This is a genomic window from Opitutus sp. ER46 (genome assembly GCF_003054705.1).
In the GTDB taxonomy this organism is placed as follows: Bacteria; Verrucomicrobiota; Verrucomicrobiia; order Opitutales; family Opitutaceae; genus ER46.
Genome location: NZ_QAYX01000023.1, coordinates 146466 through 172357, shown reverse-complemented (window position 1 = coordinate 172357; position 25892 = coordinate 146466). Strand labels below are relative to the sequence as shown.

The window sequence follows — 25892 nt, the reverse complement described above, 5'->3', positions numbered from 1 at the left end:
TGAAGCTACGCAGTCTATGCCGAGCCGATCAGGCCTGGGCCGCGCCCCGCGTCTCCGCGAGGGCCGCCATGAGTTCCGCACCCGCATCACGGCGCTGCGGCGTGGGAAAATCCATGAGGTTCAACTGCGCTAGGTGCACAAACGAGGACTGCGGCCGATGCCGGAACATCGCCGCAGCGATCGGATGCGCCCGCGTCGGTGCCGCGACGCCGTCGAGCGCCTCGATCCGCTCCGCAAATCGGGCCAGTTCGCCGTCGCTGCCGAGCGCGCGTTCGAGCGAGCGCCACAGCGCCGCGTGCCCGCCGCGCAACACCAGCGCGTCCGCGTCGTCGCGCTCGAGATACGCAGGCGCCATCGCCGCAGCCGCTACGGGGACCGCCCCCACGCCCACGGCCAGAGGCTCGCCGTACGGCGAGGGCTGGGCCCAGTCCGCGGTGGCCACGGCACGCCGAGGCAGCCGCGCCCGCAGCATCACCAATTGCCCGACGGCCAGCTCCCAGGCCGGCCGCATCAGAAAGATCAGCCCCAGTCCCACCTGCGTCACTCCCATCAACTGCGTCCAGATCTCCCGCGTGCTGGAGCCGTCCACCGCCTGGCGCGGAAACCAGCCCGGCGCCACCACCGGCAACAGCCACATCGCGAGACCAACTCCGAGAAATCCGAGGGCGTTTGCGAAATTCATAGCGGCCACCCTAAAGCGACGCCCGTGCCAGTGATCGCCCCCACGCTCCGGAACGTTGCACCGCAGCAGGATGCGAATTCCCGCCCACCTCATTGGCCAACATCCATCCCACATTTCGCACGATCCTATCCCCTCCGCTCGTGCATTCCTCGGCCGGCCTCCCCCGCTCCGCGCCCCTCCACTCTCACTCCCTCATTCCCTCACTCCCTCATTCCCTCACTCCCTTTTCACACATCCCCTCGCTGCGGCCGTAGCACGATCTCCTCGACGACGGTCCGCCGCGACAGCTGGTAAACACCCACAAACGCCTGCGCCACATCGTCCGCTGGCATCATCCGTCGCGGATCCACCCCGCTGCCCGCCCAGGAAGGCGACGAGGTCGCGCCCGGTTCCACGCAGCAGACGCGCACGCCTTTGTCGCGCAACTCCGCCCGCATCACTTTGCTGAGGCCCCGCACCCCGAACTTCGCTGCTGAATACCCGGTGCCTCCGCGGTACGCGTCGAGCCCGGCGATCGAACCCATGTTGAAGACGTCCCCCCGCCCGCGCCGCACCATCGCCGGCACGAACGCGCGCGACACCAGGAACGTGCTCCGGAGGTTCGCCGCGAGCACCTCATCAAACTGCGCCACCGTCATCGTCGTGAACGGCGCCGAGACAAACTTGCCGGCGTTGTTGACCAAGACATCCACCGGACCGAGCCGTCGCCGCACGCTCACCGCCAGCTGCGCCACCGCGGCTGCATCGGTCACGTCGCACGGGAACACCTCCGCCTTCGCGCCCAGCCGCCCGCACGCCTTCGCCACCGCGCCGAGCTTGCGCGCATTCCGCGCGACCAGCGCCAGCACGACGCCGGGCACCGCGCGGGCAAACGCCCGCGCGATCGCCGCGCCAATTCCCTGCGAGGCACCGGTGATCACCACGACCGTCTTCATGGGCGGACGGAACACGCGTCAGCAGACGAGCGACCCAAAGTCCATGAAGTCGGCATTGAAGCCGCCCTTCACGCCCTTGCAGATCACGCTCACGGCGTCGTGCGAGTGCAGCGATTCGAGGTGCGAGCACGCGATCCGGAAGTCCCGGATGCGCGGGTCGGCGTCAAACTCCCGGTACAGCAGCCGCGCCGCATCCTCGACGAACTTGAGATGCGCGCCATTCAGCTCGGCAAACGCCTGCTCGTCCTCGCGCTTCACCATCACCTGCGTCTCCGTTTGCAGTCCGCGCGCGCACAGCGCCTGGATGTCCTCGATCCAGATCTTCTTCCCCGGCGCCTCCTCCACCGTCACGCGCGCCTTGCTGCGCTGCGAATGCGGCACCGTGTACATGCCCCGCGTGTCGCGCGCATGTTCCGACAGCTCCGCCGAGCAGGGGCAGGCCGAGGAATACACGAAGTCGAAGTGGATGAACCGGCGGTAGTCGCCGCCGCGCGTCATCACCCCTTCCCAAGCCACGTCGTAGAACTGGTAGCCCTCGAGTCCGCTTCGCAGGCTGCGCTGCAGCATCGGATACGAAAATTTTACCCGCAGCCGCGCATCCTTGGTCGCCACGTTGCGCAGGTAGGCGCGCAGGATGCGGCCCATCCACTCGCCGGTGAACACCGCGTCCTTGTGCTCGTAGAACGAGCGGACGATGCGGCTCATGTTGATGCCCTTGAGGTCCGCCTCCAGCGAGACGGTCCCCGTGACGCTGGCCTCCAGCGTGACGATCTCCTTCTGCTTGGTCCGGAACTTCAGCGGCAGCCGAAAATTATGCACCCCGACCTGCTGAATCGGGACGTGGGCCCCCTGAATGGCGTCATGCTCCGCTTCCATCATGTCGGGAAGCGAGGCGCGGTACTGCGGCGTCACGCGGAAGGCCGCGTCATAACGACGCGCAATCCGGGGCGCAGTGCCGCTCGCCGAGCGGTGGAGGTACATTGGTTTGGCTTTGCTCATGTTCGTTTTTGATGCAGGGGCCAGGCGGTTGGATACGATAACCGTAGTCCCGACACGGCGGGATTAGCTGGCTGAAAGGTCGTCACAGCGGCGCGTCCGGGCCGTTGTACTCGGCGAAGTTGCGCGGCGTCTCGTAGAGCCGCACCCGGTGCAGCCGGCCGCATGGCAGGAGCGGCTCAATCCGCTGCCAGAACGCGATCACGAGGTTTTCGGTCGTCGGGATCACGCCGCGCAGGAATGGCACGTCGGTGTTGAGGTTGCGATGATCGCAGGGCTCCACGATCGCCCGGTTGAGAATCTCCTTCAACATGCCCAGGTCCAACACGTAGCCGGTCTCCGGATCCGGGGTGCCGGCCACTGTTACTTCGAGCACGTAGTTGTGCCCGTGCCAGTGGGGGCGGGTACAAGCCCCATATTGAGCCTGGTTCCAACGCAGGCTCTTCGTCGGGTTTTCGAGCCGGTGCGCCGAGTTGAAATGCACCTGGCGCGTGACGTAAACCGTTCCACCCAGCGCGCGCACCGGCGCGGACCGCCCTCCCCGGCGAGGTGATGCGTCGGGTTTCTTTCCGCGTGGTGAGATGGCCGGCATGAGGGGTCAGCAGTAGCACAAAACCCCGGTCGGTCAACCGCCGCCACCCCACCGGATTGCACCCGGCGCATCGATATGCGCCTCCCTGGCCCAGCCACGCCGGTCCCGGGCGGGAACCGTCACCCGGACCCCGCGACTATGCGGCACCATGAACGCGAAACACCTCACGCTCTCTCTCGCCCTTTCGGCCCTCGCCGCGGGCTGCGCCAGCACGGGTCCCAACACGGAACGCGGCGCCGCGGCCGGCGCTGCCATCGGTGCGCTCGGCGGCGCCATCATCGGCAACAATGTCGGCGACGGAAACAACAAGCTCGCCGGGGCCGCCATCGGCGCCGCCGCCGGCGGCCTCGCCGGCGGGGCCTACGGCCGGCACCGCGACCAGCAGCAGGGCACCGAAACGCAGATCATCCCGCCCACCACCCAGGGAGGCCAGTATGGCCAGAACCAATACGGCACGGGCGCCGTCGTCACCCAGCCGCCGCCCACGCCCACCGCGGAACCCCAGGACGTCCCGACGCCGCAGCCGACGCCCAACGCCGTCTGGGTTCGCGGCCACTACGAATACGCCGGCGACGGTCGCAACTACCAGTGGGTGCCGGGGCATTGGGAGACGCCCCCGTCTGGCGCGCGCACGTTCGTCACCGGCCACTGGGAGCCCCAGGGCAACGGCTACGTCTGGGTGCCGAGCCGCTGGCAGTGAGCGGATAGCCCCCTCCCGCCCCACCAACGCAAAAAAGTGTCACGCCTAAGACGGCGTGACACTTTTGTTTTAGCCAGACCGCGGCACTCAGACCGGCGGGCGGCCGCGAAATGCGCCCACGATCGCCGAGATCACGAGCAGCACGAGAAACACGAAGAACAGGATGCGGGCGATATCCGCCGCGGTGCCGGCGACACCGCCGAAGCCGAACACGCCGGCGATCACGGCTACGATCAGGAACAGGAGACTCCATCTAAGCATGATTCGAGTGGGTTGAGGGTTGGTTGCGGGCACTGGGCCCGCGCACACGGACCCGCCCTGCAACGCCCGCGTTCGTCAGGCCGTGGCCCGCATCGCGCGCCGGAGATTCTCCACGCCGGGCGGGGAGTTGCCCACTCCATCTCCTGGCAACCGCACGCGTCCTCCGCGCCGCCGGCCCGCGCGCCGCGGGAACCATCCGCAGCCTCGCGGTACCGTGCACCAGCCGACGCCGCGCTGGGCGCCGCCGGCACGCAATCCTCAACCTCTAATTCCACGAACATGCCTGCACTGAAAAATCTCCGCGACCTCCTCGTCGACGAACTCCGTGATCTCCACAACGCCGAGTCCCAACTGGTCAAAGCGCTGCCCAAACTCGCCAAGGCGGCCTCCAACGAAGAGCTCCGCGAGGGCTTCGAACAACACCTCGAGGAGACCCGCGGCCACGTCGACCGCCTCGACCGCTGCTTCAAGATTCTCGGCGAAAAGGCCAAGGGCAAAACCTGCCACGCGATGAAGGGCCTGGTCGAAGAGGGCTCCGAGGCGATCGAGACCGAGGCGCCCGACGCCATCCGCGACGCCAACCTCATCGGCGCCGCGCAGCGCGTGGAGCACTACGAGATCGCCGCCTACGGCACGGCCCGCTCCTTCGCGGAAACGCTCGGCGAGACCAAGGTCGCCAATCTGCTCCAGGAAACCCTCGATGAGGAGGGCGAGACCGACAAGCGGCTCACCGCCCTCGCCTCGCAGATCAACGAGGAAGCGTCCTCGTCCGACGACGAAGCGGAAGAGGACTGAGTGCCTCGTTGGCGCCGCATCCGGCGCAACACTCCGCGACCTCACTCCCGCCCGGAGTGAGGTTCGCGCGTCCTTCGCTCCGTGGTCCCGCTTCCGTCCGCCCCGCTCAACCATCTCCCCCGCCCATGAGCACCCGCACTCCTTCCGCGCCTCCGCGCCGCCGCAGCAAACCCAACCGGTCTGCCCCCGTTTCCCGCCGCAAGCCGCTCATGCAGGACGAACCCAAGGGTCCGTTTCCGGAGCAGCATCAGCCCCAGCCCGGCCTGGAGTCCGAGCTCAAGCCGCGCCCCCGCTGGGAAGCGACCCGCTATCGCGCCGCGGGCAAACTCGAGGGCCGCGTCGCCCTCATCACCAGCGGCGACTCCGGCATCGGCCGCGCCGTCGCCTTCCTCTACGCCCGCGAGGGCGCCGATGTCGCCATCAACTACCTGCCGGAAGAACAGTCCGACGCCCAGGAGGTGCAGCGTGCCATCGAGGCTCTCGGACGCCGCTGTCTGCTCCTCCCCGGCGACCTCACCCGCGGCGCGGTCTGCACCCAGATCGTCGCACGGACCGTGAAGGAATTCGGCCGCCTCGACCTCCTCGTGTCCAACGCCGCCCACCAGTCGCGCAAGGAGCGACTGGAGGACGTCACCGACGAGGAGTTTGACCGCACCTTCAAGACCAACATCTACGCCTACTTCCGCCTCACCAAGGCCGCCCTGCCCCACCTGAAGCCCGGGGCGTCGATCATCGCGACCAGCTCCGAAACCGGAATCATGGGCTCGAACAAGCTGCCGGACTACTCTTCGACCAAGGGCGCCATCAACGCCTTCACCAAGACGCTCGCGCTCGATCTCATCCCGCGCGGGATCCGGGTGAACGCCATCGCCCCCGGTCCGGTGTGGACGCCGCTCAATCCTTCCGATCCCGGCGCTTCGCCGCAGAAGGTCTCCAAGTTCGGCTCGCAATCTCCCCTGGGCCGGCCCGCCCAGCCCGAGGAGCTCGCCCCCGCCTACGTCTTCCTGGCCTCCGACGCCGACTCATCGTACATCACCGGCATCGTACTCCAGGTGATGGGCGGTGAGACCACCGGCGGCTGAGGCCCGCGACCGCCGCTCCGGCGCCGGCCCACGCGCGCGCGCCGCCGCGCCCTCCCGCTGCATGCGCCCCGCCTCCCTCCGCGCCTCCCCGCCTCCCGACGCCCTCCAGGACGCTCGCGCCGCGGGGCTCCGCTATGTCTCCGACGCGGCGCCGGGGATCCGCCGCGTCGGCGCGCCCGGGCGCTTCCAGTTCCGGCACGATGAGGGCCGGCGCATCCAGGATCCGGAGACACTCAACCGCATCCGCCGGCTCGCCATTCCCCCGGCGTGGCAGGAGGTGTGGATCTGCCCGCGCCCCGACGGGCACCTGCAGGCCACGGGCCGCGACGCGCGTGGCCGCAAGCAGTACCGCTACCACCCCGACTGGCGCGCGGTACGCGACGAGAACAAGTACGAGCGTACGCTCACCTTCGGCCAGGCGCTGCCCCGCATCCGCCAGCGGGTCGCCCGCGACCTCCGCCGTCCGGGCCTCGGCCGGGACAAGATTCTCGCGACCATCGTCCGCCTCCTCGAGACGACCCTCGTGCGCGTAGGCAATGAGGAGTACGCGCGGACCAACGGCTCCGTCGGCCTCACCACGATGCGCGACCGGCACGTTCGCGTCCGTCGTGGCACGCTGCGCTTCGCCTTCAAGGGCAAGAGCGGCCAGCATCACGACATCGAGCTGCGCGACCCGCACCTCGCCCGCATCGTCCGCCGCGCCCAGGACCTGCCGGGACAGGAGCTGTTTCAATACGTCGACGCAAACGGGCAGCAGCAGACAATCCACTCGGAGGACGTGAATGGCTACCTGCGGGAGATCGCCGGCGCGGAGTTTTCGGCGAAGGATTTTCGCACCTGGGCCGGGACCGTACTCGCCGCCGTCGCGCTCGCGGGGCTCGCGCCGTCCGCCACCAAAAGGGAAGCGAAGCGCAACGTCACCCAGGCGATCACTCGCGTCGCCCAGCGGCTCGGCAACACCCCCACCGTCTGCCGCAAGTGCTACATTCATCCCGTCATCCTCAGCAGCTATCTCGCGGGAGAAACCGTCGGCCAGCTCCGCGCCGGCGCCGACGCCCTGCTCCAGGAGCAGGGCCCCCGCCTGAGTCCGGAAGAACGCACCGTCCTCCGCTTTCTCCGCCACCGGTTGCGCCAGCCGCCCGCGCCTTCGCTCGGCCAGGCGCTGCGCGCCTCCCTCAGCGCGGCCGCGCGTTCACCCCGCCCCGCCATCGTCAGCCGCCGGCGCCCGCGGGGTGCACGCGGCGGTGATGCCCGCGGAGCCACCACAGGACCACGCCGCAGATCACGATCTGCAGCCCCTCGATCGCGACGAGCATGACCAGGCGCCGCCCATCGGGGTCAGCCCCCATGTCGCCGACCAGGATTGAGACATAGGAACGGATCACATGGATGGGGAGGCAGACCCAGAAGAAAACCGCGAACCGGATCCCCGCCATCGCCAGCAGGTAGTTGCGGACCACATACGGGAGCCCGGGCACCAGCACGGCGATCACCGCCACCGCCGCTTCCTCATCGCGCGGGATCTGCGGCAGATGGGCCTGCCACCGGACCAGCCGCCGCTCGAGCGGACCCCGCAGTACCGTCCGGGCGATGACGAAACTTCCCAGCAGATGCGCGGCGGTCACGAGCGCGACCACCAGACCTCCGCCCCAGGCGCCAAAACGCGCGCCCGCCACCAGGTACACCGGCACGATCGGAAAGCCGACCAGCGGCAGCACCATCATGGCCACGAGCAGCGGCCCCGGCCGCAGCGCCTCCACCGCGCGAATCACGCGGCTCCACTCAAATCCCGAAAACACCAGCGTCGCCACGATCGCACTCACCAGCACCGCCCCCACGCCCGCCGCCAACCACCACGTCCGCGGCCGCACGCGCCGGGTCGCGAAAAGCAGCGCGTGATGCGCAGGTCGCGCCGGCTGCCCGGCTTGCGAATCACCCGCGCCCGCCGCCGAACCTGACTCCGTTTGTGCCATGCCCGCATGGACCACGCCCGGCGTCCTTTGCGCCGCCACCCGCGCAGTTCTCTCCGCGATACGGAGTCGATCCGTCTGGCAGCCTGAAACAGGCCAACCTCGCCCCCAACCGCTCCTCTCCCATGATTTGGTTGGAGATTGATGCTGTATCGGCCGAGCGCCCCGGTATGGTCGCTCTCCTAAACCGCGCCTGATGAGCGAGCTTTTCCCCGCCGTTCACGACCCCGGGCCCACGCGAGACGAACGTCTTGGTGCCGCCGCCATTGCCTTGGGCGCAGCCGTCACTGCCGGGCTCTATCTCGTCCGCCACTTTACCGGCGCACCGGTACCGAGCCTCAACGAGATTCCCGCGCGCGAGCAGGGCGCCGCGGCCGCCTTGTGCCTGCTCGGCCTGGCGCTCGCCGCGCAGCAGACGCGCCTCCCTCCCGTCTGGCAACGGGTCGTCAGCGCGGTGATCGCGGGCATCGGGCTCCTCAACGCCGGTTTCGCATTGGCTGACCTCCTGCAGATTTCGTCTCCCCGCTGGATTCCCAACCTCTCCGCTGGCATCGCCGGCGGCATCGCCCTCGTGGCGCTGCTCCAACTCGCCTGCCGGTTGCTGCCGCGGCCCCGCTGGCACAGCACTTGCCTTCTCGGCAGCCTCATGCTCTTCGGCGCCGGGGGCGTCATCGCGCTCACCGGCGCCTCGGGCCTGCCGCTCCTTTCCATGGACGGCACAGTCCTGATTCCGTTCTGGATCGGCAGCGTCCTGATGGCGCTTTGTGCCGCGACCGCTCTCAGCATCGGCATGCAGCGCCTGCCGCACTCCGCCGCCCACGCCGGCAGCTCCGAATGGCGCCCACAGGCCTGGCTGCTCTGGGCCACGCTGCTCGCCGGCGGCGGCGTGGCCTTCGGCAGTTACGCGTACCTGCGCCTCCACTACCGCCAGGTCTCCACCACCATCGAGGCAACACTGTCCTCCCTCGCGGACCTGCAGGCCGGCCAGCTCGCCGCCTGGCGCCACGAGCGCATCGCCGACGCCGCGCTGCTCATGCAGGCGCCGTATCTCGCGGATGAAGTCCCCGCCCTCCTCTCCGGCCAGGGTTCGCAGATCGACCGGCAGCGCTGGACGACCTACTTTGAACAGTTTCGCCGGAGCTACGGCTACCACTCGGCCACGCTGTACGACGTCACCGGTCGCCCGCTCTATTCGTCGCCGCCCGCCGCCGCCCTCGAGGGCGACCCCGCCCCTTGGGCCCGGGCCACCCAGCAGGCCAACGACGCCCTCGTGCGCGATTTGTACCGCGACCGCAATCGCGGGATCTGGATCGAGTTCTGGGCCCCCATCCGCGATCCGGAGAACAACCAACCCCAGGCGGTTCTCCGTCTGCGCGTCGACGCCCGCACCCACCTCTTCCCGCTGATCAAGTCCTGGCCGCTGCCCAACGTCAGCGCCGAATCCCTGCTCCTCCGCCGCGACGGCGACCAGTTGCTCGCCCTCAACGAACTGCGGTTCGAAGTCGATTCTGCGCTCCGCAGCTCGCGCCTGGTCTCGGAACGACAGCTCCTCGGCGTCAAAGCCCTCCTCTCGTCCTGGCTTCCGCTCACCGCCGGCATCGACTACCGGGGCCAGAGTGTCGTGGGCGTCGCGCGACCGGTGGAGGGCACCGCCTGGGTCCTCGTCGCCAAGATCGATCGGGCCGAGGCCTTCGCCCCGGTGCGCAGGGAAGGGTGGCGCGTCGCCCTTGTCCTCACTGGCTTGTGTGCCCTCGCCGGCCTCCTGCTCAGCCGGTTCCTCCGCCGGCAACGCGCCCGGCAGGAAGTTGCGGAACGCGACCGCCGCGCCGCCCTCGAACGGCTCGGCCTCGTCCTGCGCAACGCCAACGATGTCGTCCTCCTCCTCGACGAATCCCAGCGGATCATTGAGGCGAGCGAACGCAGCCTCGCCGTTTACGGCTGGCCCCCGGCGGAGATAGCCGGCCGGCACGCCGCCGACCTGCGCGTGGCCGACGCCCCCGGCGCGGTGGACGAATCTCTCGCCACGTTGCCCGACACCGGTCGGGTGTTCACCACCATCCACCGCCGCAAGGACGGCACCACATTCCCCGTCGAGATCAGCGCGCGCCCCGTCCGCATCGAGGGCCGCACCCAGATTCTCGCCATCATCCGCGACATCACCCAGCGCCGGGACCACGAGCGCGAGATCGAGCAGCTCAATCGGCTCTACCAGGTGTTGAGCCGGGTAAACAGCGCCCTCGTGCACCGGCAGGAACGCGCGAGCCTCTTCGACCGCGTCTGCCGCGCCTTCGTCGAGGAAGGCGGATTCAAGGCCGCGTGGATCGGCTGGCATGATCCCACTCTGGAAGAAATTGTGCCCCAGTGCGTGGCCGGCGGCACCCGCGAACTCGTCGCCAACCTCCACTCCTCCACCGACGCCGCCCTCCCCACGGGCCGCGGCCCCTGCGGCACCGCCTTCCGGGAAGCGCGCATCGTTGTCTGCAACGACGTGGCCACCGATCCCTCCACCGCCCCCTGGCGTGACCAGGTGCTCCAGATCGGCATCCACTCGGCCGTCGCCCTGCCGCTCGCGCCCCATGGCACCGTCCAGGGCGTGCTCGCCATCTACGACACCCGGATCGACTCCTTTGGCCCGCGCGAGATCGCGCTCTTCGAGGAGGCCGCCCGCGATATTTCGTTCGGCATCGAGGTCCTTGACAGCGAGGCAGCCCGCCTCGCCGTCGAGGAGGAGCTGCGCCGGAGCGAGCTGCAGTACCGCAACCTTTTCGAAAGCATGGATCTCGGGGTCGTGTACCACGACGCCACCTGCCGCCCGACCTCCGCCAATGCCTCCGCCCTTCGCATCCTCGGCCTCACGCTGGAACAACTCGTCGATCCGGGAATCCGCCCCGAGGGCTGGCGCACCACCCGCGAGGATGGCTCCGACTTCCCCCGCGAGGAGCACCCTATCGCCACCGCCCTCCACACCGGCCAGCCGGTGAGCGGCGCGATCGTGGGTGTCGTCCCGGCCACCGGCGCCGAGGTGCGCTGGGTGCTGATCAACGCCGTGCCGGAGTTCCGGCCCGGCGAGGACAAGCCGTTCCGCGGTTTCACCGTCTTCGCTGATATTTCCGAGCGCATTCACGTCGCCGCCGCGCTGCAGGAAACCCAGGAGCGGTACCGTCTCGTCGCCGAGAACACCGAAGACGTGATCTGGCTCTACGACCTGACGACCCACCGGTTCGCCTACCAAAGCCCGTCCCTCGCCCGCGTCCTCGACCTCGATCCCGACGAGCTCAACCAGCTCACTCTCGAGACGCTCTTCGCGCCGGAATCGCTCGCGCGCCTGCGCCAGGAGTTCCAGCAGCGCATTGCCGACTTCACCGCCGGCGACGACGCCGCCCGCATCGGCGTCCTCTACGCCGAGCAACTGCGCCACGACGGCACCACCATCCCGACCGAAATCGTCGCCACCCTGCTCACCGATGAGCACGGCCAGCCCACGCGCATCCTCGGCGTCAGCCGCGACATCACCGAACGCCAGCGCGCCTCGGACGAACTGCGCCGCAGCCGCGACCGTCTCGCCAAAGCCGAACAGATCGTCCACCTCGGGAACTGGGAATACGACGCGGCCCGGCGCGAGAGCCTCCTCTCCGACGAGGTGTACCGAATCTTTGAGTACGAGCCCGCCGCCGGAGCCGACGCCTTGTTCGACCGGTTCATGGACCGGGTGCATCCGGAAGACCGCGACCGGGTTACCCGCGCCATCAACGAGGCGGTCCAGCACCAGGGCCGCTACAACTTCGGGCACCGCCTCCTCCTCCCCGACGGCCGCATCAAGTACGTCGAGTGCAGCGGGGAGCTCGTGGCCGGCCCCGACGGCCGCCTGGCCCACGCCGTGGGCACCGTGCAGGACGTCACCGAGCGCAAGCTCGTCGAGTTCGAGCTGCACGAGCTGGTCAAGGTCCTGCGCGCCGTGCACGTGATCACGCTCACCACCGAGCAACGTCAGCTCAGCGTCGCGGACCTGATCAGCACCATCGTGCGTCAGCTGCCCAGCGGCATGCGCGTACCCCGCCTCGCGCAGGCCGAGATCACGGTGGGCGCGCACAAGGCCCAGGCGGGCGCCGAGGGCGCCCGCACCATCGAGGCCTATGCCCCCATCACCGTGAACGGCGAGATCGCCGGGCGGGTGATCGTGGGCTACATGCACCGCCCCGACGCCGCCACCGAGGCCTGCACCGTCCAGGAACACGAGTTTGTCGAAAGCGTGGCCCGCACCATCGGCCTGGCCCTCGGCGAACGTGAATCCTACGAGCAGATGCGCCGCAGCGAGGAGCGCTTCCGCGCCATCTTCGATCACGCCGCCGTCGGCATGTTCGAGACCACGCCCGGCGGCCGCATCACCCGCGCCAACCCCTTCCTCGCCGAACTCCTCGGCGAGGCCGCGGCCGCCTGGGTCGGTCGCCACTGGACCGAGTTTGTCGCCGGCGATGACGTCGCCCCCGACACTCCCCCGCCGACCGCGCCACGCGAACTGCACTGCAAGCGGCGCGAGGGTCGACCTTTCTGGGGCCTCGTCTCCAGCAAGATCGAGCGCAACGCCGACGGCCAGGCCCTCGGCCATATCTGCCTTCTGCAGGACATCTCCGCCCAGGTGACCGCCCGTCAGACCCTCATGCGCTTCACCTCGGAACTCGAAGCCCAGGTCAGGCAGCGCACGGCGGAACTCGATGCCCGCAACCGCGAAGTCCAGGGCTTGCTCCAGGCGAATCCCGACCTCGTCCTGCGTCTGCGCACCGACGGCACCATTCTCACGGTGCAGCGGGCCCAGGGCGCGCAGCGCCTCGCCTCCATCGACACGAACCTCACCCGCGGCGGCTCCGGGGTGCTCTACGACCTCGCCTCCCGCAGCGTCGAGATCGGCCGCCGCGCCGTCACCGAGGGCACCACCCACAGCGTCGAGGCCAGCGTGCCCCTGCCCGACGGCGAGTGCTTCGTCGAACTCCGCGCCGCGCCGGTCGGCAGCGACAACTTCGTCGTGTACGTCCGCGACATCTCCGCCCGTCGCCGCCTTGAGGAGGAGACCGCCGCCATGCTCGAGAAGGAGCGGCAGGTCTCGGAAATGAAGACGCGGTTCATCTCCGTCACCTCCCACGAATTCCGCACGCCGATGTCGGCCGCCATGGGTTCGGCCGAACTGCTCGCCAACCACCTCGATCGGCTCGCCCCCGCCAAGCGCACCGAGCTCCTCAGCCGCATCAGCCAGTCGCTCCGCCGCATGACCGACATGCTCGACGACGTGCTCACGCTGAACCGCATGGACGCCGGCCGCACCCAGGTCCGGTTCGTTCCCGTGGACCTGCGCGCCTTCCTCCAGAGCGTCATCGACGAGATCAAGCTCGGCGACCGCGACGCCCACCCCATCGACTTCCGCCCCCACGGCACGCCCGAGGACTTCATCAGCGACACCAACCTCCTCCACCACATCTTTTCCAATCTCCTGAGTAACGCCGTCCGCTACTCTCCGGCCCAGGCTCCGATTCACGTCAGCCTCGAACTCAGAGGCACGCTCGTCTCCGTTACGGTCCAGGACCATGGCATCGGCATCCCCCCGGCAGACCGCGCCCGCATTTTCGAGCCATTCGAACGCGGCTCCAACGTCGGCACCATCAACGGCACCGGCCTCGGCTTGAATATCGTCCGCCGGATGACCGAGCTGCTCGGCGGCACCATCTCCGTCGACAGCGAGACCGGCCGCGGCAGCTCCTTCCACGTCACGCTTCCCCGCACTCCGCCCGACCGGCCCCAATCATGAAACACGCCAACGCGACCATCCTTATCGTCGAAGACGACGCGGCGGTTCGCCAGACGCTCAGCGACATTCTCGAGCTCAACGGTTTCCGCCCCATCGTCGCCGCCAACGGCATCGAGGGTCTCGAAGCCGCCAAATGCGAGGCCCCCGCCCTCATCCTCACCGACGTCTCCATGCCGGGCATGACGGGCTTCGAGTTGCTTGAAACCTTCCGTGCCGACCCTGACCTGCGCAGCATCCCCGTCATCATCATCTCCGCCAAGGTCGACCGTGCCGCCACCCGGCAGGGGATGGAACTCGGCGCCGCCGACTTCATCACCAAGCCGTTTACCGAGTCCGAGGTCATTCACTCCGTCGCCACCCGCCTCGACCAAAAGGAGCTGCTCGATGAGCTCGACGCCTTCGCCCACACCGTCGCGCACGATCTCAAGAATCCCCTCTGCGCCCTCAACGGCCGGATCATCCTCGCCCAGATGACCCTCGACGAGGGCAACACCGACGAACTGCGCCGCCACCTCGCCGAGGCCACCGTCGCCTCCGAGCGGCTCAGCGCCATCATCGATGAACTGCTCCTCTTGTCCGGCGTCCGCCGCCAGCACGTTCCGCTTCGGACGCTGGACATGACTGCCATCGTCGACGAAGCGCTCGAGCGCGCTGCGAGCACCCTCCAGCAGCACCCCGCCACCCTCCACCGGCCCGAGGGTTGGCCCGTCGCCGTGGGGCACGCCCCGTGGGTCGTCCATATCTGGGTCAACTACATCACCAACGCCGCCAAGTACGCCGGCCCCAACGCCGACATCACCCTCGGCAGCCAGCGGAGCGCCGACGAGACGCGCGTTCGCTACTGGGTTGAAGACCACGGGCCCGGCCTCGACGCCGCCGGCTGCGCCAAGATGTTCGTCCCCTTCACCCGCATTTCCACCGTGCGCGCCACCGGCCACGGGCTGGGGCTCTCCATCGTCCGCCGCATCGCCGAAAAGCTCGGCGGGGGCGTCGGCGTGGAAAGCACTCCCGGCAGGGGCTCCCGCTTCTGGTTCGAACTGCCCGCCTCAACCCAGGCGCGCTTCTCCAGTTGAGGCACTCTCACCCGCCCGCCAGAGGGACGAGTATCTGGACATTATTCGGGGAGTATCTGGACATTATCCCGTTAAGCATTGCGGGATAGTTATTAATAATTGCAGGCCTCCTGCCCCCTGAATCGAGGAGGTAGGACACGAAAGCCGAAATCTAGGTTTCCGCTCCGGCGAAAACCTCGCCAAGGTTCACCCTTCCCCGTCCGCTGCCGCGCTTTACCACCGGCCGCGGCCGCTTCGTTCACCTGCGTTTCATCACCCGCAACCGCTTATGCTCACCGTCCTCGTCACCGGCGCCGCCGGCTTCATTGGCAGCCACACCTGCGATCGCCTGCTCCAGGAGGGCCATCAGGTCATCGGGGTGGACAATTTCCGTACCGGCCACCGGGAGAACCTCACCGCCGCCCTCGCCCAGCCGCGGTTCCGCCTCGTCGAGGCCGACGTCGCCGCGGACGGCGTGCTCGACGGGCTGGTCGCCTCGGCCAGGCCCGACGCGATCATCCATCTCGCCGCCCTGGTGAGCGTGCCCGAGAGCATCACCGACCCCACCACCAACTTCCGGCTCAACGTCGAGGCGACCCACCGCGTCGCCGAGGCCGCGCGCACCCACGGGGTGAAGCGCATCGTGTTCGCCTCCTCTGCGGCCGTCTTCGGCGACAATCCCGAGTTGCCGCTCACCGAGCGCAGCGCCACCCGGCCGATCAGCCCGTACGGCGGCGCGAAGCTTGGCTCCGAGGCCCTTCTGCTGGGCCACGCCGCCGCCTACGGCATCACCGTTCGCTGCCAGCGCTACTTCAACGTCTTCGGCCCGCGCCAGGACCCACGTTCGCCGTACTCCGGCGTGATCTCGATCTTCTGCGAGCGCTTCGCCGCCGGCCGCACCCCCACGATCTACGGCGACGGCGAACAGACGCGTGACTTCATCTCCGTGCACGACGTCGCGCGGGCCAACGTCCTCGCCGCCACCGCCCCCGGAATCACCACCGGCATCGCCAACATCTGCACCGGCACGCCCACCAGCCTGAACCAGCTCGCCGCCATCCTGCGGCGCGAGTTTGCCAACGCCCCCGCGCCCAGCCACGGCGAACCGCGCGCCGGCGACATCCGGCACTCCCTCGGCGCGCCGGAACGCGCCCGCGCCGAACTCGGTTTCGCCGCCGCCCATCCACTCGAGCCCGCGTTGCGCGAACTCGTCGCCAGCGTCCGCTGACCCACGCCGCCCCACACTCGCCGTGCGTCGCCTGCTGCTCCCCGCCGCCGTCCTGCTCGCCCTGCTCCTCGCCGCCGGCTCGGCCTGGATTGTCCAACGCGCTTTCCGCGGACCGGAGCGCGCCTTCATGCCCGGCCCGCTCGGCCGCGAAGCATCGCGCCCGGTGCACACCGTGCAGCAGCGCGATCCCGAGGGTCGCTTCCACGCGCAATCCGGCTTCCAGATGCGCCACATCGGCCTGCGCACCGAGGAGGAGCGCGCCTGGGGCCGCCACAACGACCTCACGCCCGGCCTGCCGTTCTCGCACAACCTCAACCGCGTGTTCCCACCCGCCCTCGCCGAAACCCACCCCGAGTTCTTCCCGCTCGTCGGCGGCTCGCGCCTCAAGCCGCCGGAAAAGTCCTATTTCTGGAATCCCGACCTGGGACGCGAAGACGTGGCCCGCTGGGCCGCCGCCGCCGCCAGCGCCCGCTTCGCGCAGCATCCCCACGAGGTCTCGTTTGCCCTCGGCGTGAACGACGGTCTCGTCTTCGGCGAATCGCCCGAAACCCTCGCCCTCATCCAGCCACGGCAATGGTTCCGCGGGCGCCCCGACTTTTCCCGGCTCGTGTTCACGTTCATGAACCGCGCCGCCGCCGACCTCGCCGCGCGACACCCCGACAAGTACCTCGGCTGCCTCGCGTACTACTGGGCCGAGAATCCGCCGCCTTTCCCCGTCGATCCCCATGTCATCCCCTTCCTCACCGCCGACCGCAGCCAGAGCTACGACCCCGCCTTCAAGCAGGAGGAGTTTGACCTCCAGCGCCGCTGGGCCGCCACGATGGGCAAGGGCCCGGATACCCTCGCCCCCGGCGCCTCCGCCGTGCCCAGCCCGGGCCCCGGTTCCCCGCCGCGGCGCATCGGGTACTACGACTACCTCGACGGCTATGGCTTCCTGATCCCGCGCGTGCCGATCCGCGCCTTGGCCGAAAGTCTCCAGCACGCCCACCGGGTCGGCTTCACCGACTACTACGGCGAATCGAGCCGCAACTGGGGCATCGACGGCCCGCTGCCGTGGGTGATCGCCCAGTTGCTCCGCGCGCCCGCGCAGGACGTCGAAGTTCTGCTGCGCGAGTACTACACCAGCTACTTCCAAGGCGCCGCCGAGCCCATGCGCGCGTTCTTCGAGCGGTGCGAGCAGCAGTGGATGCAGCAGCCCGGCCCCTCGTACTGGCTCAAGCACTACCGCAATGAGTCGCAGGCCATCGTGTTTCCGGCCGCCGTCTGCGCCGAGCTGCGCACCCTGCTGAACACCGCCGCCTGCCGCGCCAACAACGAGCGCGTGCGGCAGCGCGTCGGCTTCGTCGCCCGCGCCTTCGGCGTCACCGAGCGCTTCGTGGCCTTCCAGGAGGCCCGTGCCGCCCTGTCGACGCGGCTGCTCCGGGACCGGCTAAGTGACGAGGCCGGCCTGCGGCGGTTCGAGGACTACATTGCGAAACGCGGCGAGTTCATCCGCTACACCCAACAGCTCACCGCCCGCGAGCCGCTGAGCTTCCATCCGATTCCCTACGCCGACTTTCTGCAGAACGATCCCACCGCCCCCGCGGCCGCCGCCCTCGCCCGCGCCGGCTTCGCCGTCGCCGTGGCCCGGCACGATGCCGCCGGCGTCGCCGACGGTCTCGCCGCCGCCGATGTCCCGGCGACGTTCCAAAGCCGCGAGGTCCTGCCCGGCCGCGGCTGGGCCGGCGTGCTGCCGCCGGCCCGCCGCATCGCCGGGATGGACTACGGCATCAGCCTGCCCGCGCCGTGGCGCTCCTCGCACGAACCCACGCAGCACGGGTTCGCCGCGCTGGTCTCGCCGGCCGGCGCGAACGGCGACCAGGCGCGGGTGCTCCGGATCTCCGGTGCCGAGAACACCACCGCCTTCCAATGGGCCCCCGCCACGCCCGGTCATCTTTACGTCGCATCGGTGCCCGCGCGCGGTCGCGTCAGCAACAGCGACCTTGTCGCGCTTTCGATCGGCTTCCTCGACGCCCAGCAGAAACCCGTTGGCCGGCTGCTCTTCATGCGCCTGCCCGATGGCGAATGGCCCGACTGGGCCACGCTCCGGCAGGCCGCCCGCGCCCCCGGGAACGCGGCCTGGGTCGGCGTGGGCCTGCGCGTCATGCACCAGGTCGCACCCGACTGGATCGAGTTCGGCCCGGTCAGCCTGCGCAGCTCGAAGTAGGTGGCCGCGCGCGGACGCTATCCGCGCCGGCTTTCCTCAAAGCGCGCCCACATCACCGCAAATACCCAGAGCACGCACCACGTGATCAGGATGGCGGGACACTGGAAGACAAAGTCCCCCCAGGCCATCACGAGCATCAGGATCGCGCCGAGCACCAGCGCCGCACTCACCGGGTTCTGCCAGAACGCCGACCGGATCAGCGCCACGCCCCAGTAAGCGAACCCGCCCAGGATCAGCAGCATGCCGGGCACGCCGAACTCGAGAGGAAACTGCAGGACGTCGTTGTGCGCATGTTCCCAATACATGCCGCGGCCGTTGCGCTTCCGAATGTCGGGGTAGTTCTGCTGGTACACCGGGAACAGGAACCGGAAGCTGCCCGCTCCGATGCCCCCGACCCAGTTTTTCTCCAGCGCATCGAGCGTCGCGCGCGACGCGATTTGTCGCGCCTCGACCGATACGTCCTGGCCGGACACCGCCCGCTGCAGCCGCTCCCAGGCACGATCCGCGTTGAGGGAATCCCAGCCGGTTTTCACGAAGAGGCCGAAGAGCACCAGCAGTGCGACAGCGATCAGCGGGTTGCGCACTTCGCGCGGCAGCCGCCACTGGTGCACGACAAATGCGCCCACCACCACCGCCATGTACGCCAGCGTGATCAGCGTCGCGCCGCGCGCGTAGCTGACGAGCACGCTCACCGCGATGCACGTCGCGAGAAACGCAAACACCCCCGAGGGATTGGATTTCTCCATGCGGCGCACGCCGCGCAGATAGTACCAGCCGCCCAGGCCGCACACGATCGCCAGGGCCAGGTTCAGGTAGGCGCCCGCGTGGTTCTTGTAGATGAAGCTCGCGAAGAACATCTCGTTGGGCGACGTCACGAACCAGAAAATCTTCTTCGCGCCGGTGAGCCGCTCCGCGATGCCGAACAACGCCAGCACGATGCCGTTCACTCCGAGCACCAGCAGCAGCCGCTGCAAGCTCCGCCGGCGCGTGAAACCGACCCAGATCGCGCAGACCGTAAGCCAGCCCGCCGCATAAATCATCAGCATGCGCCAGGGGCCCCACCGCTCGAATGGCCCGCGCACGCCGCTGGGCAGCCACTCGATGTGCGGGATTCCCTGCATCCACCAGACCTTGCCGTCGGTGCGAAATTCCCACGCCGGATTCAGGCCGTGCAGCGTCACCAGCCCCAGCAACGCGAGCCCCAGCCAGAAAATCGGAAAGCGAAGCAGCTTCGGGAAGGCGTACAGCTTGAACGCGGGGCCGCCCGTGTACGCCTCCGTGTAGGTTCGGGGCAGCAGCGCCAGCACCAGCGCCAGCGCCGCCGCGATCAGGCTCGGGATCTGCGCCCACAGCCGCATCGTCCCCAGCGCCCATGGCAGGAACACCAGGTGCGCGGCGACCAGCCACAGCAAGGTCAGCTCGAGCGGATGCGTACGGGGGCGGCCCCCCTCGGTCCTGAACGACTCCAGCGGCACGCTGCCAGGCGCCCCGGAATCGCGGTTCACCGGCGGAAAGGGAGCGTCCGAGGGACGGCTTTGCAGCTTTTCGAAGTTGGGATGGGAGCGTCGACGCACAGGCAGGCGGCGAGCAGAAGCAGGAAACCACGCCCACGCAAGCGCCCTCCCTCCCGCCGCCCCTCACTCTCTCACGCTCACTCTCACTTTCCCTTTCGCCGTTTGGAATGCTGGTGGTGCGCATGGCCTGGCCGTGGGGCCGCCGCCGTCTGCCACCCCGCGCGTTTCGCGGGCTTGCCCCTCGCCACCTGCTCCGGCCGCGAAGGCGGCCGGAGGTTTGACTTTGGCCGGAGGATGGCCGCCATTGTCGCTCACCCGCATGCGTTCGAACGTCCTCAACTCTAGGCTCGATTTCCGGCGCCCATCTGCGTCGGCCATCGCGGGTATTCACGCCACACCGGGCTAGCCCCGGGTGCGCGGACCGTCCAGCTGCCTATATTGGAGCCGGACCCCGCTCCCGGGGTGCGCAGTCACGCACCTGCTGGGTGCGCCACCGCGGCCGATCGCCGCGTTTCCCTCGCCTACAATCTCAACGCCTTCTCCGCCTGCTTGGGCAGGCGGCATCGCCGTCGGCCTACCCCACCGCCCGGCGCCCGGGGCGCAACGTTTCAAACCCCGTTCATCATGTCCGACACTCCTCTCTATCTCGCCACCACCGATCACGCCCGCCTGCGCCAGTTGCTCGCCTCCCTGGGTTCGAGCCGCACCGCCACGCTGGAACAACTCCAACGCGAGCTCGATCGTGCCGTCGTCCTCGATCCCGCCGCCATCCCGCCCCACGTCGTCGTGATGGGCTCCACGGTCGAGGTCGAGGATCAGGAGACCGGGGAGGTGGACACCTACACCCTCGTGTATCCGGAGCGTGCCGACATCGAAAAGGGCCAGCTCTCTGTCCTCGCCCCCATCGGGACCGCGCTGATCGGATTTCCGCGCGGTACGGAGATTGCGTGGCAGACGCCGGGCGGCACGCGCCGCCTGCTGATCCGATCCGTCACGCCGCCGGTGCGCCATGCCGCGCCCGAGCTGCTGCCGACCCGCTGATCCTCCGGCGCTGCCTCCCGCAATCTCCGCCGATCTCGTGACCCCAGCCTCAGCCGTCGCTCTCAGGCGTGCGGCTGTCGCGGTGGGCCGCAACCTCCGCGCCGCGATGGGGCGTTCGTGAACAGGCGTGCCACCTTGTCGGGCACGCGCTCCGCCGTGCCAGGTCCAACTCGCAGCGCTGCCGCCGCCCCAAACCCAAACACCGCCACCCGGGCCTTCCTCGGTCACGCTTACTGTCCGCGCACTTTCACTCTCACTCTCACTTTCACTTCCCCCCATGCCCTCCTCCCTTGCCGCGCGCCTGCTCCTGGCCGGCGTACTGACGTCAGTCGTGTGCGGCGCCAGTGCCCCGCCTTCCCCACCGGCGCCCACCGGTCCGAAGGTCGTGCCTTGGCAACCTCCGCTGATCTCGAGCCCCGCCTTCGAATCGCATCCCGCGTTCGATCCGCTCACCGGCGACTTCTACTTCGTGCGGAGCACCCCGCAGTTCTCCGGTTGGCGCATCTGGGTCTCGCATCCCACGCCCAAAGGCTGGTCCACGCCCGAAGTCCCGGCCATGGCCGGCGATGGCGTCGAGGCCGACCCGTGGTTCACCCCCGACGGACGCACGATGTATTTCATTTCCAACCGCTCCACCGACGGCGTGAAACGCAAGGATCTCGACCTGTGGCGCATCGACCGTGAGGGCGATGGTTCCTGGGGCTCCGCCGTTCGCCTGCCCGAACCGCTCAACTCCACTCACACCGAGTGGTTCCCCCGGCCCGCACCTGACGGCTGGCTTTATTTCGGCTCCAACCGCCCCGGCGGACGCGGCGGCAACGACATCTGGCGCGGACGCCAGGCTGCCGACGGGCGCTGGACCGTCGAAAATCTCGGGGATGCGATCAACACGCCCGGCGACGAGTTCGAACCGCTCCCCTCACCCGATGGCTCGCGGCTCGTCATCATGGCGTCCGACGGACTCTACGAGTCGCATCGCACCGCCACCGGCTGGTCGCCGAAGCAGAAGCTCGGCTACGGCGTGAACGACGAAGGCATGGAGGGCGGCGCCGTCTTCTCACCCAGCGGTCGTTCGCTGCTCTTCGCCCGTGACACCGGCCGCACTCTCTCCGGCGAGTTCTTCCTGTTGAAGGATCCCGCCGACACCTCCTGGCCCTCCGACGGCCGCCCCGCCGCCAAGTGACGCGGTGACGCCCGCCGTTTTCAGGCAAACGGGGTCAGAGTCACCGCGTCACATTTCTCACGGCAATCGGTGGCGTGACATCGGCGGAAGGGTGCACTTCGCTGGTGGGTCACCAACATGCAGGGCCTCGCATTGCTCAAAACCATCCACTCCCTTCCGGCCCACGCCCCCGCGGCCGCCTTTCTCCGGCACGCGGAACGCCACCAGATCGTTGACGTCAAGGACCCGGCCGCCGCCGAACTCACGGCCAAGGGTCACGCCGACGCCGAAGCCTTCGGCCGCCAGATCCATGGTTTTGACTGCGTGCGACTCTTCCACAGCCCGGTGAAACGTTGCCGCCAAACCGCCGAGGCGATCGCGCGCGGCATCGCCGCCACCGGCGTCAGCTCCACCGAGATTGTCGGTCCCGAAAACGCGCTCGGCATCGACTACATCCTCGATCTCAAGGAGGCCGGCCGGCTCACCCTGCTGCACGGCGATCATTTTGTCCGTCTCTGGTTCACCGGCCAGATTCCCGCCAACGTGGTCGAAGCCGCCGAGGCAATCGCCGCCCGCAAGGTCACACACCTCGTGCAACGCCTTCAGGAGCCCTGCGCCCAAGGCCGGCGACTCGACCTCCACGTTTCGCACGACTGGAACATCCTCATCCTTCGCGAACTGATGGTCGGTGTCCGCCACGAGGACGCCGGCTGGCTCAACTTCCTCGACGGAGTGGCCTTCGCCCCCACCGCCGACGGACTTCAGGCCGTGTACCGCACCACCACTGTCACCCGTCCCCTCCCCTGGTCATTCGCTTCGCGCTGAGCTTCGGGACCGGGGCAACCGCGGCACGCCCCGCGTCCGCCAGTCTCGCGAGTCCTTCACCACCCGCACCGGCGTCGCATGCAGCCGCGTCGCCGTGCCGAGAACATCCCGCACGGCCGCAGCAGCTCCGCCATCGTGCACCTCGCGCGAACTTTTTGGCGCCGCACGCTACTCTGGGGCCATGCAAGCCACCCTCGAAACGCTTCAAAAACCAGTCACCTGGGCCCGCCAGCAAATGGGCTCCCTACCGTGCAACGTCGGCCGCACCGAGCAGAAGGTCCGGATTGTCGCCGGTTCCGTCATGATCGCCGCCGCCTTCGCCGCGCCGCTCCCCTCTCGCTGGCGCACCCTCCTCGGCGTCTTCGGCGCGATGGAACTCGCGACCGGCGCCGTGCGCTACTGCCCGGTCTCCCACGCCCTCGGGATCAACACCTGCCGGCTCGGCGACCTCTAGTCAGCCCCGTCTCTGAGACGGGAGCCGTCGGTAACGTGACCACGTGACGCCGTGACGACCTTGATGCCCCGTCTCCGGAGGATGGGGTCAGCAACGGCGTCACCGCGTCACAATTCTCCCGCATCGGCCCAGAGCGCTCAGGCCGGGGCCAGAGCCGGGGCGCCAACGAGGTCTTCGATCGAGTCGCTCTCAACGTTCACGTCGGCAAACAGCCATGTGGACAGGTACCGCTCGCTGCTCGAGGGGATGATCGCGACGATCTGCTTGCCCTTGTTCTCGGGCCGCTTCGCCAACTGGATCGCCGCCCAGACGGCCGCGCCCGAGGAGATGCCGATCGGAATGCCGTCGAGCTGGTTCACCTGCTTCGAGACCGGACCGGAGTCGGTGTCCTTCACGCGAATCACCTCGTCGTACACCTTCGTGTTGAGCACGGCCGGGATGAACCCCGCGCCCAGCCCCTGCAGCTTGTGCGGGCCCGGCTGGCCACCCGAGAGGATCGGCGAGGCATCAGGCTCAACCGCGATGATCTTCAGACCGGGTTTGCGCGGCTTCAGCACCTCGCCGATGCCCGTGATCGTGCCGCCCGTGCCGATGCCCGAAACGACGAAGTCCACCTTGCCGTCGGTATCGCGCCAAATCTCCTCCGCAGTGGTCTTCCGGTGGATCTCGGGATTCGCGGGATTCGAAAACTGCTGGAGAATGACGGCGTTGGGAATCGTCTTCGCGAGTTCCTCGGCCTTCGCGATCGCGCCTTTCATGCCCTTTGCGCCCTCAGTGAGCACCAGGCGCGCGCCAAGCACCTTCAGGAGCTTGCGGCGCTCCGTGCTCATTGTCTCGGGCATCGTGAGGATCAACTTCAGGCCCTTCGCCGCCGCGACGAACGCCAGCGCGATGCCGGTGTTGCCACTCGTCGGTTCGATAAGGACCGAGTCCTGGCGGATTTTGCCGGTGCGCAGCGCGTCCTCGATCATCGCGGCGCCGATGCGGTCTTTCACGCTCGAGAGCGGATTGAAGAACTCGAGCTTCAGCAGAATCTCCGCCTGCGCGCCATGGGCGGCAGCGGTGCGGTTCAGACGAACGAGCGGCGTGTTGCCGATCGTCTCAGTGATATCGTTGTGGATCTTGGCCATGGTGCGTGTGTGTCGGCCGTACATCTGCCCCGGTATCAGCTGCTTCGCAAGGCATTTCTTTACTACTTGAGTCATCCGGTTATTTTATGCCTCTAAATCGCTGTCCTAGCGTCGCATCAAAATCTAGAGATAACTGGCATTCGCCCCACTTCCCGCGCGCTACCTCCTCCGCTCCGCCTCGGCGCTTGCCCCGCTGGCGCCGCTCTGCGGCGATACCCTCCGCGCGATGAAACCGCCCGCTCCGCCCACTTCCCCCTTCGGTGGCCTGATCTCCGCGGCAGAGTGGCAGGCTCTCGCCAACGCCCATGCACGCACCACGCGCCTGCACGTGCGCCCCACCGATGTGCACGGCACCTGGCTGGACGATCACGGCGAGCCTCGCTCCTGCTCCCACGCCGCCGACTGTCCTCTGGTTCGCGCCCAAGCGATCGCCGAGGCGCTCCGCTGGGGCGAGCCGTGCGTGGTCTGCTGTCCCGGCGAGCGCGCCGTGTGGGGCGTTCCCGTCATGCGCAACCAGCGCGTCGAAGGCGGGCTCGTCGTCACCTGCGTTTCCCTCCAGCGCCCCAACCGCGCCGGTTCGCTCGATCGCCGCATCCTCCAAGCCTGCCAGGCCCTGCAGCGGCTCGCCGTCGATCACAACCTCACCAACGAGGCCCATCTCTCCACCCGGCGCCAGTTCGCCAGCCGCGAACGCGAAAAGGCCGAGGCTATGCACGAGTTGAAGGGTCGGCTCCACGACGACATCCGCAGCACCTATCTCCACGAGGAACCCGCTCTCCTCGCCGCCATTCGCCGCGGCGAGCGTCGCGAGGCCCGCCAGATTCTCAACCGGGTCCTCACGGCCATCTACGCCGCCGGCGGTTCCCACACCCCGCTCCTCAAGAGCCTCGCTCTCGAGCTGGTCGTCATCATGACCCGCGCGGCGGTCCAGGCCGGCGCCCAGCCCGAAAAGATTCTCGGCTTCAACTATCAGTCGCTCACCACTCTCGCGCACGTCGACGACCAGGAGGTACTCGCCGCCTGGCTCTGCCAGATGCTCGAACAGCTCATCGACGCCATCCAGGCCAACGTCCGCCATCCCAACTCCGTCCAGCTCGCCCGGGCCGTGGAGTTCATGCAGGAACACCTCGCCGAGCCGCTCACCCGCGAAACCGTCGCTCGCGCCGCCGGCCTGTCGCCCAGCCACTTTTCCCATCTGATGCGCGCCAAAACCAGCTGGACGTTTGTCGAGCTGCTTACGCGCCTCCGCACCGATCACGCCTGTCATCTCCTCGCCCACACCGCCGCCGACCTCACCCGCATCGCCCTCGACTGCGGCTTCAGCGACCAGAGCTACTTCACCCGCGTCTTCCGCCGCCGCACCGGCCAGACGCCCGGCGACTACCGCCGCGCCCGCCTCGCGCCCGCACAAAAGTCCTAAAGAAAGGCACCCGCTTACAAGCGGCCCGCCTGCCCGCTCCGGTACTCTCG

At 68.7% G+C, this 25892-nt stretch carries 21 protein-coding genes; 13 read left to right on the top strand and 8 right to left on the bottom strand.

Annotated elements, in window-relative coordinates:
* Positions 1 to 28 precede the first annotated feature (28 nt).
* From DB354_RS13610 to DB354_RS13595, 4 genes are all read right to left on the bottom strand, one after another.
* Positions 29 to 682, bottom strand: coding sequence for a hypothetical protein (locus DB354_RS13610; RefSeq protein WP_107836182.1), 654 nt, complete (start codon positions 680 to 682; stop codon positions 29 to 31).
* Positions 683 to 909: 227 nt separating this feature from the next.
* Positions 910 to 1617, bottom strand: a complete 708-nt coding sequence (locus DB354_RS13605; RefSeq protein WP_107836181.1) for an SDR family oxidoreductase — start codon at positions 1615 to 1617, stop codon at positions 910 to 912.
* 18 nt (positions 1618 to 1635) lie between these two features.
* Positions 1636 to 2616 carry a GTP cyclohydrolase FolE2 gene (folE2, locus tag DB354_RS13600; RefSeq protein WP_107836180.1) on the bottom strand — a complete coding sequence of 327 codons (981 nt, stop codon included), beginning with the start codon at positions 2614 to 2616 and terminating at the stop codon, positions 1636 to 1638.
* An 82-nt stretch (positions 2617 to 2698) separates the two neighbouring features.
* The gene (locus DB354_RS13595; protein ID WP_107836179.1) at positions 2699 to 3205 is read right to left on the bottom strand and encodes a 6-carboxytetrahydropterin synthase; all 507 of its coding nucleotides are present in this window, start codon (positions 3203 to 3205) and stop codon (positions 2699 to 2701) included.
* Positions 3206 to 3353: 148 nt separating this feature from the next.
* Here DB354_RS13595 and DB354_RS13590 point away from each other — a divergent pair, with 148 nt between their 5' ends.
* The gene (locus tag DB354_RS13590) at positions 3354 to 3905 is read left to right on the top strand and encodes a YMGG-like glycine zipper-containing protein (RefSeq protein ID WP_107836178.1); all 552 of its coding nucleotides are present in this window, start codon (positions 3354 to 3356) and stop codon (positions 3903 to 3905) included.
* 87 nt (positions 3906 to 3992) lie between these two features.
* Here the strand turns inward: DB354_RS13590 and DB354_RS13585 are convergent, their stop codons facing one another.
* The gene (locus DB354_RS13585; RefSeq protein WP_107836177.1) at positions 3993 to 4166 is read right to left on the bottom strand and encodes a DUF1328 family protein; all 174 of its coding nucleotides are present in this window, start codon (positions 4164 to 4166) and stop codon (positions 3993 to 3995) included.
* Positions 4167 to 4445: 279 nt separating this feature from the next.
* Here DB354_RS13585 and DB354_RS13580 point away from each other — a divergent pair, with 279 nt between their 5' ends.
* From DB354_RS13580 to DB354_RS13570, 3 genes are all read left to right on the top strand, one after another.
* Positions 4446 to 4961: a ferritin-like domain-containing protein gene (locus tag DB354_RS13580; protein ID WP_107836176.1), complete on the top strand. Its 516-nt coding sequence runs from the start codon at positions 4446 to 4448 to the stop codon at positions 4959 to 4961.
* A 125-nt stretch (positions 4962 to 5086) separates the two neighbouring features.
* Positions 5087 to 6043 carry an SDR family oxidoreductase gene (locus tag DB354_RS13575; RefSeq protein WP_107836175.1) on the top strand — a complete coding sequence of 319 codons (957 nt, stop codon included), beginning with the start codon at positions 5087 to 5089 and terminating at the stop codon, positions 6041 to 6043.
* Positions 6044 to 6104: 61 nt separating this feature from the next.
* Positions 6105 to 7361, top strand: coding sequence for a DNA topoisomerase IB (locus tag DB354_RS13570; protein WP_107836174.1), 1257 nt, complete (start codon positions 6105 to 6107; stop codon positions 7359 to 7361).
* Here DB354_RS13570 and DB354_RS13565 read toward each other — a convergent pair.
* Positions 7255 to 8016: a VTT domain-containing protein gene (locus tag DB354_RS13565; RefSeq protein WP_146180251.1), complete on the bottom strand. Its 762-nt coding sequence runs from the start codon at positions 8014 to 8016 to the stop codon at positions 7255 to 7257. The genes DB354_RS13570 and DB354_RS13565 overlap by 107 nt on opposite strands.
* Positions 8017 to 8209: 193 nt before the next feature.
* Between DB354_RS13565 and DB354_RS13560 the strand changes: the two genes are divergently transcribed.
* From DB354_RS13560 to DB354_RS22830, 4 genes are all read left to right on the top strand, one after another.
* Complete coding sequence (locus DB354_RS13560; protein WP_107836172.1) at positions 8210 to 13810, top strand: PAS domain S-box protein; 5601 nt, start codon at positions 8210 to 8212, stop codon at positions 13808 to 13810.
* Positions 13807 to 14883, top strand: a complete 1077-nt coding sequence (locus tag DB354_RS13555) for a HAMP domain-containing sensor histidine kinase (protein WP_107836171.1) — start codon at positions 13807 to 13809, stop codon at positions 14881 to 14883. Before DB354_RS13560 ends, DB354_RS13555 begins: the two co-directional genes overlap by 4 nt.
* A gap of 268 nt (positions 14884 to 15151) precedes the next feature.
* Positions 15152 to 16090: an NAD-dependent epimerase/dehydratase family protein gene (locus DB354_RS13550; RefSeq protein ID WP_107836170.1), complete on the top strand. Its 939-nt coding sequence runs from the start codon at positions 15152 to 15154 to the stop codon at positions 16088 to 16090.
* Positions 16091 to 16112: 22 nt separating this feature from the next.
* Positions 16113 to 18296, top strand: a complete 2184-nt coding sequence (locus DB354_RS22830) for a DUF4838 domain-containing protein (RefSeq protein ID WP_107836169.1) — start codon at positions 16113 to 16115, stop codon at positions 18294 to 18296.
* Between the two features lie 17 nt (positions 18297 to 18313).
* Here the strand turns inward: DB354_RS22830 and DB354_RS13540 are convergent, their stop codons facing one another.
* Complete coding sequence (locus DB354_RS13540) at positions 18314 to 19801, bottom strand: O-antigen ligase family protein (RefSeq protein ID WP_146180250.1); 1488 nt, start codon at positions 19799 to 19801, stop codon at positions 18314 to 18316.
* 633 nt (positions 19802 to 20434) lie between these two features.
* On the opposite strand from DB354_RS13540, the gene rnk reads away from it, so the two are divergent.
* From rnk to DB354_RS13520, 4 genes are all read left to right on the top strand, one after another.
* Positions 20435 to 20851: a nucleoside diphosphate kinase regulator gene (gene rnk, locus DB354_RS13535; RefSeq protein WP_107836167.1), complete on the top strand. Its 417-nt coding sequence runs from the start codon at positions 20435 to 20437 to the stop codon at positions 20849 to 20851.
* Positions 20852 to 21128: 277 nt separating this feature from the next.
* Positions 21129 to 22034, top strand: a complete 906-nt coding sequence (locus DB354_RS13530) for a PD40 domain-containing protein (RefSeq protein WP_107836166.1) — start codon at positions 21129 to 21131, stop codon at positions 22032 to 22034.
* A gap of 132 nt (positions 22035 to 22166) precedes the next feature.
* On the top strand, positions 22167 to 22838 hold the full coding sequence (locus DB354_RS13525) for a histidine phosphatase family protein (RefSeq protein WP_158277532.1): 672 nt from the start codon (positions 22167 to 22169) through the stop codon (positions 22836 to 22838).
* A 181-nt stretch (positions 22839 to 23019) separates the two neighbouring features.
* A complete protein-coding gene (locus DB354_RS13520) occupies positions 23020 to 23292 on the top strand; it encodes a DUF2892 domain-containing protein (protein ID WP_107836164.1) in 273 nt (90 codons plus the stop codon).
* Positions 23293 to 23429: 137 nt separating this feature from the next.
* On the opposite strand, the gene cysK is transcribed toward DB354_RS13520, so the two are convergent.
* Entirely contained in the window at positions 23430 to 24422 is a 993-nt protein-coding gene (cysK, locus tag DB354_RS13515; protein WP_107836562.1) for a cysteine synthase A, read from the bottom strand.
* A gap of 226 nt (positions 24423 to 24648) precedes the next feature.
* On the opposite strand from cysK, the gene DB354_RS13510 reads away from it, so the two are divergent.
* On the top strand, positions 24649 to 25842 hold the full coding sequence (locus DB354_RS13510; RefSeq protein WP_107836163.1) for an AraC family transcriptional regulator: 1194 nt from the start codon (positions 24649 to 24651) through the stop codon (positions 25840 to 25842).
* Positions 25843 to 25892: the final 50 nt, after the last annotated feature.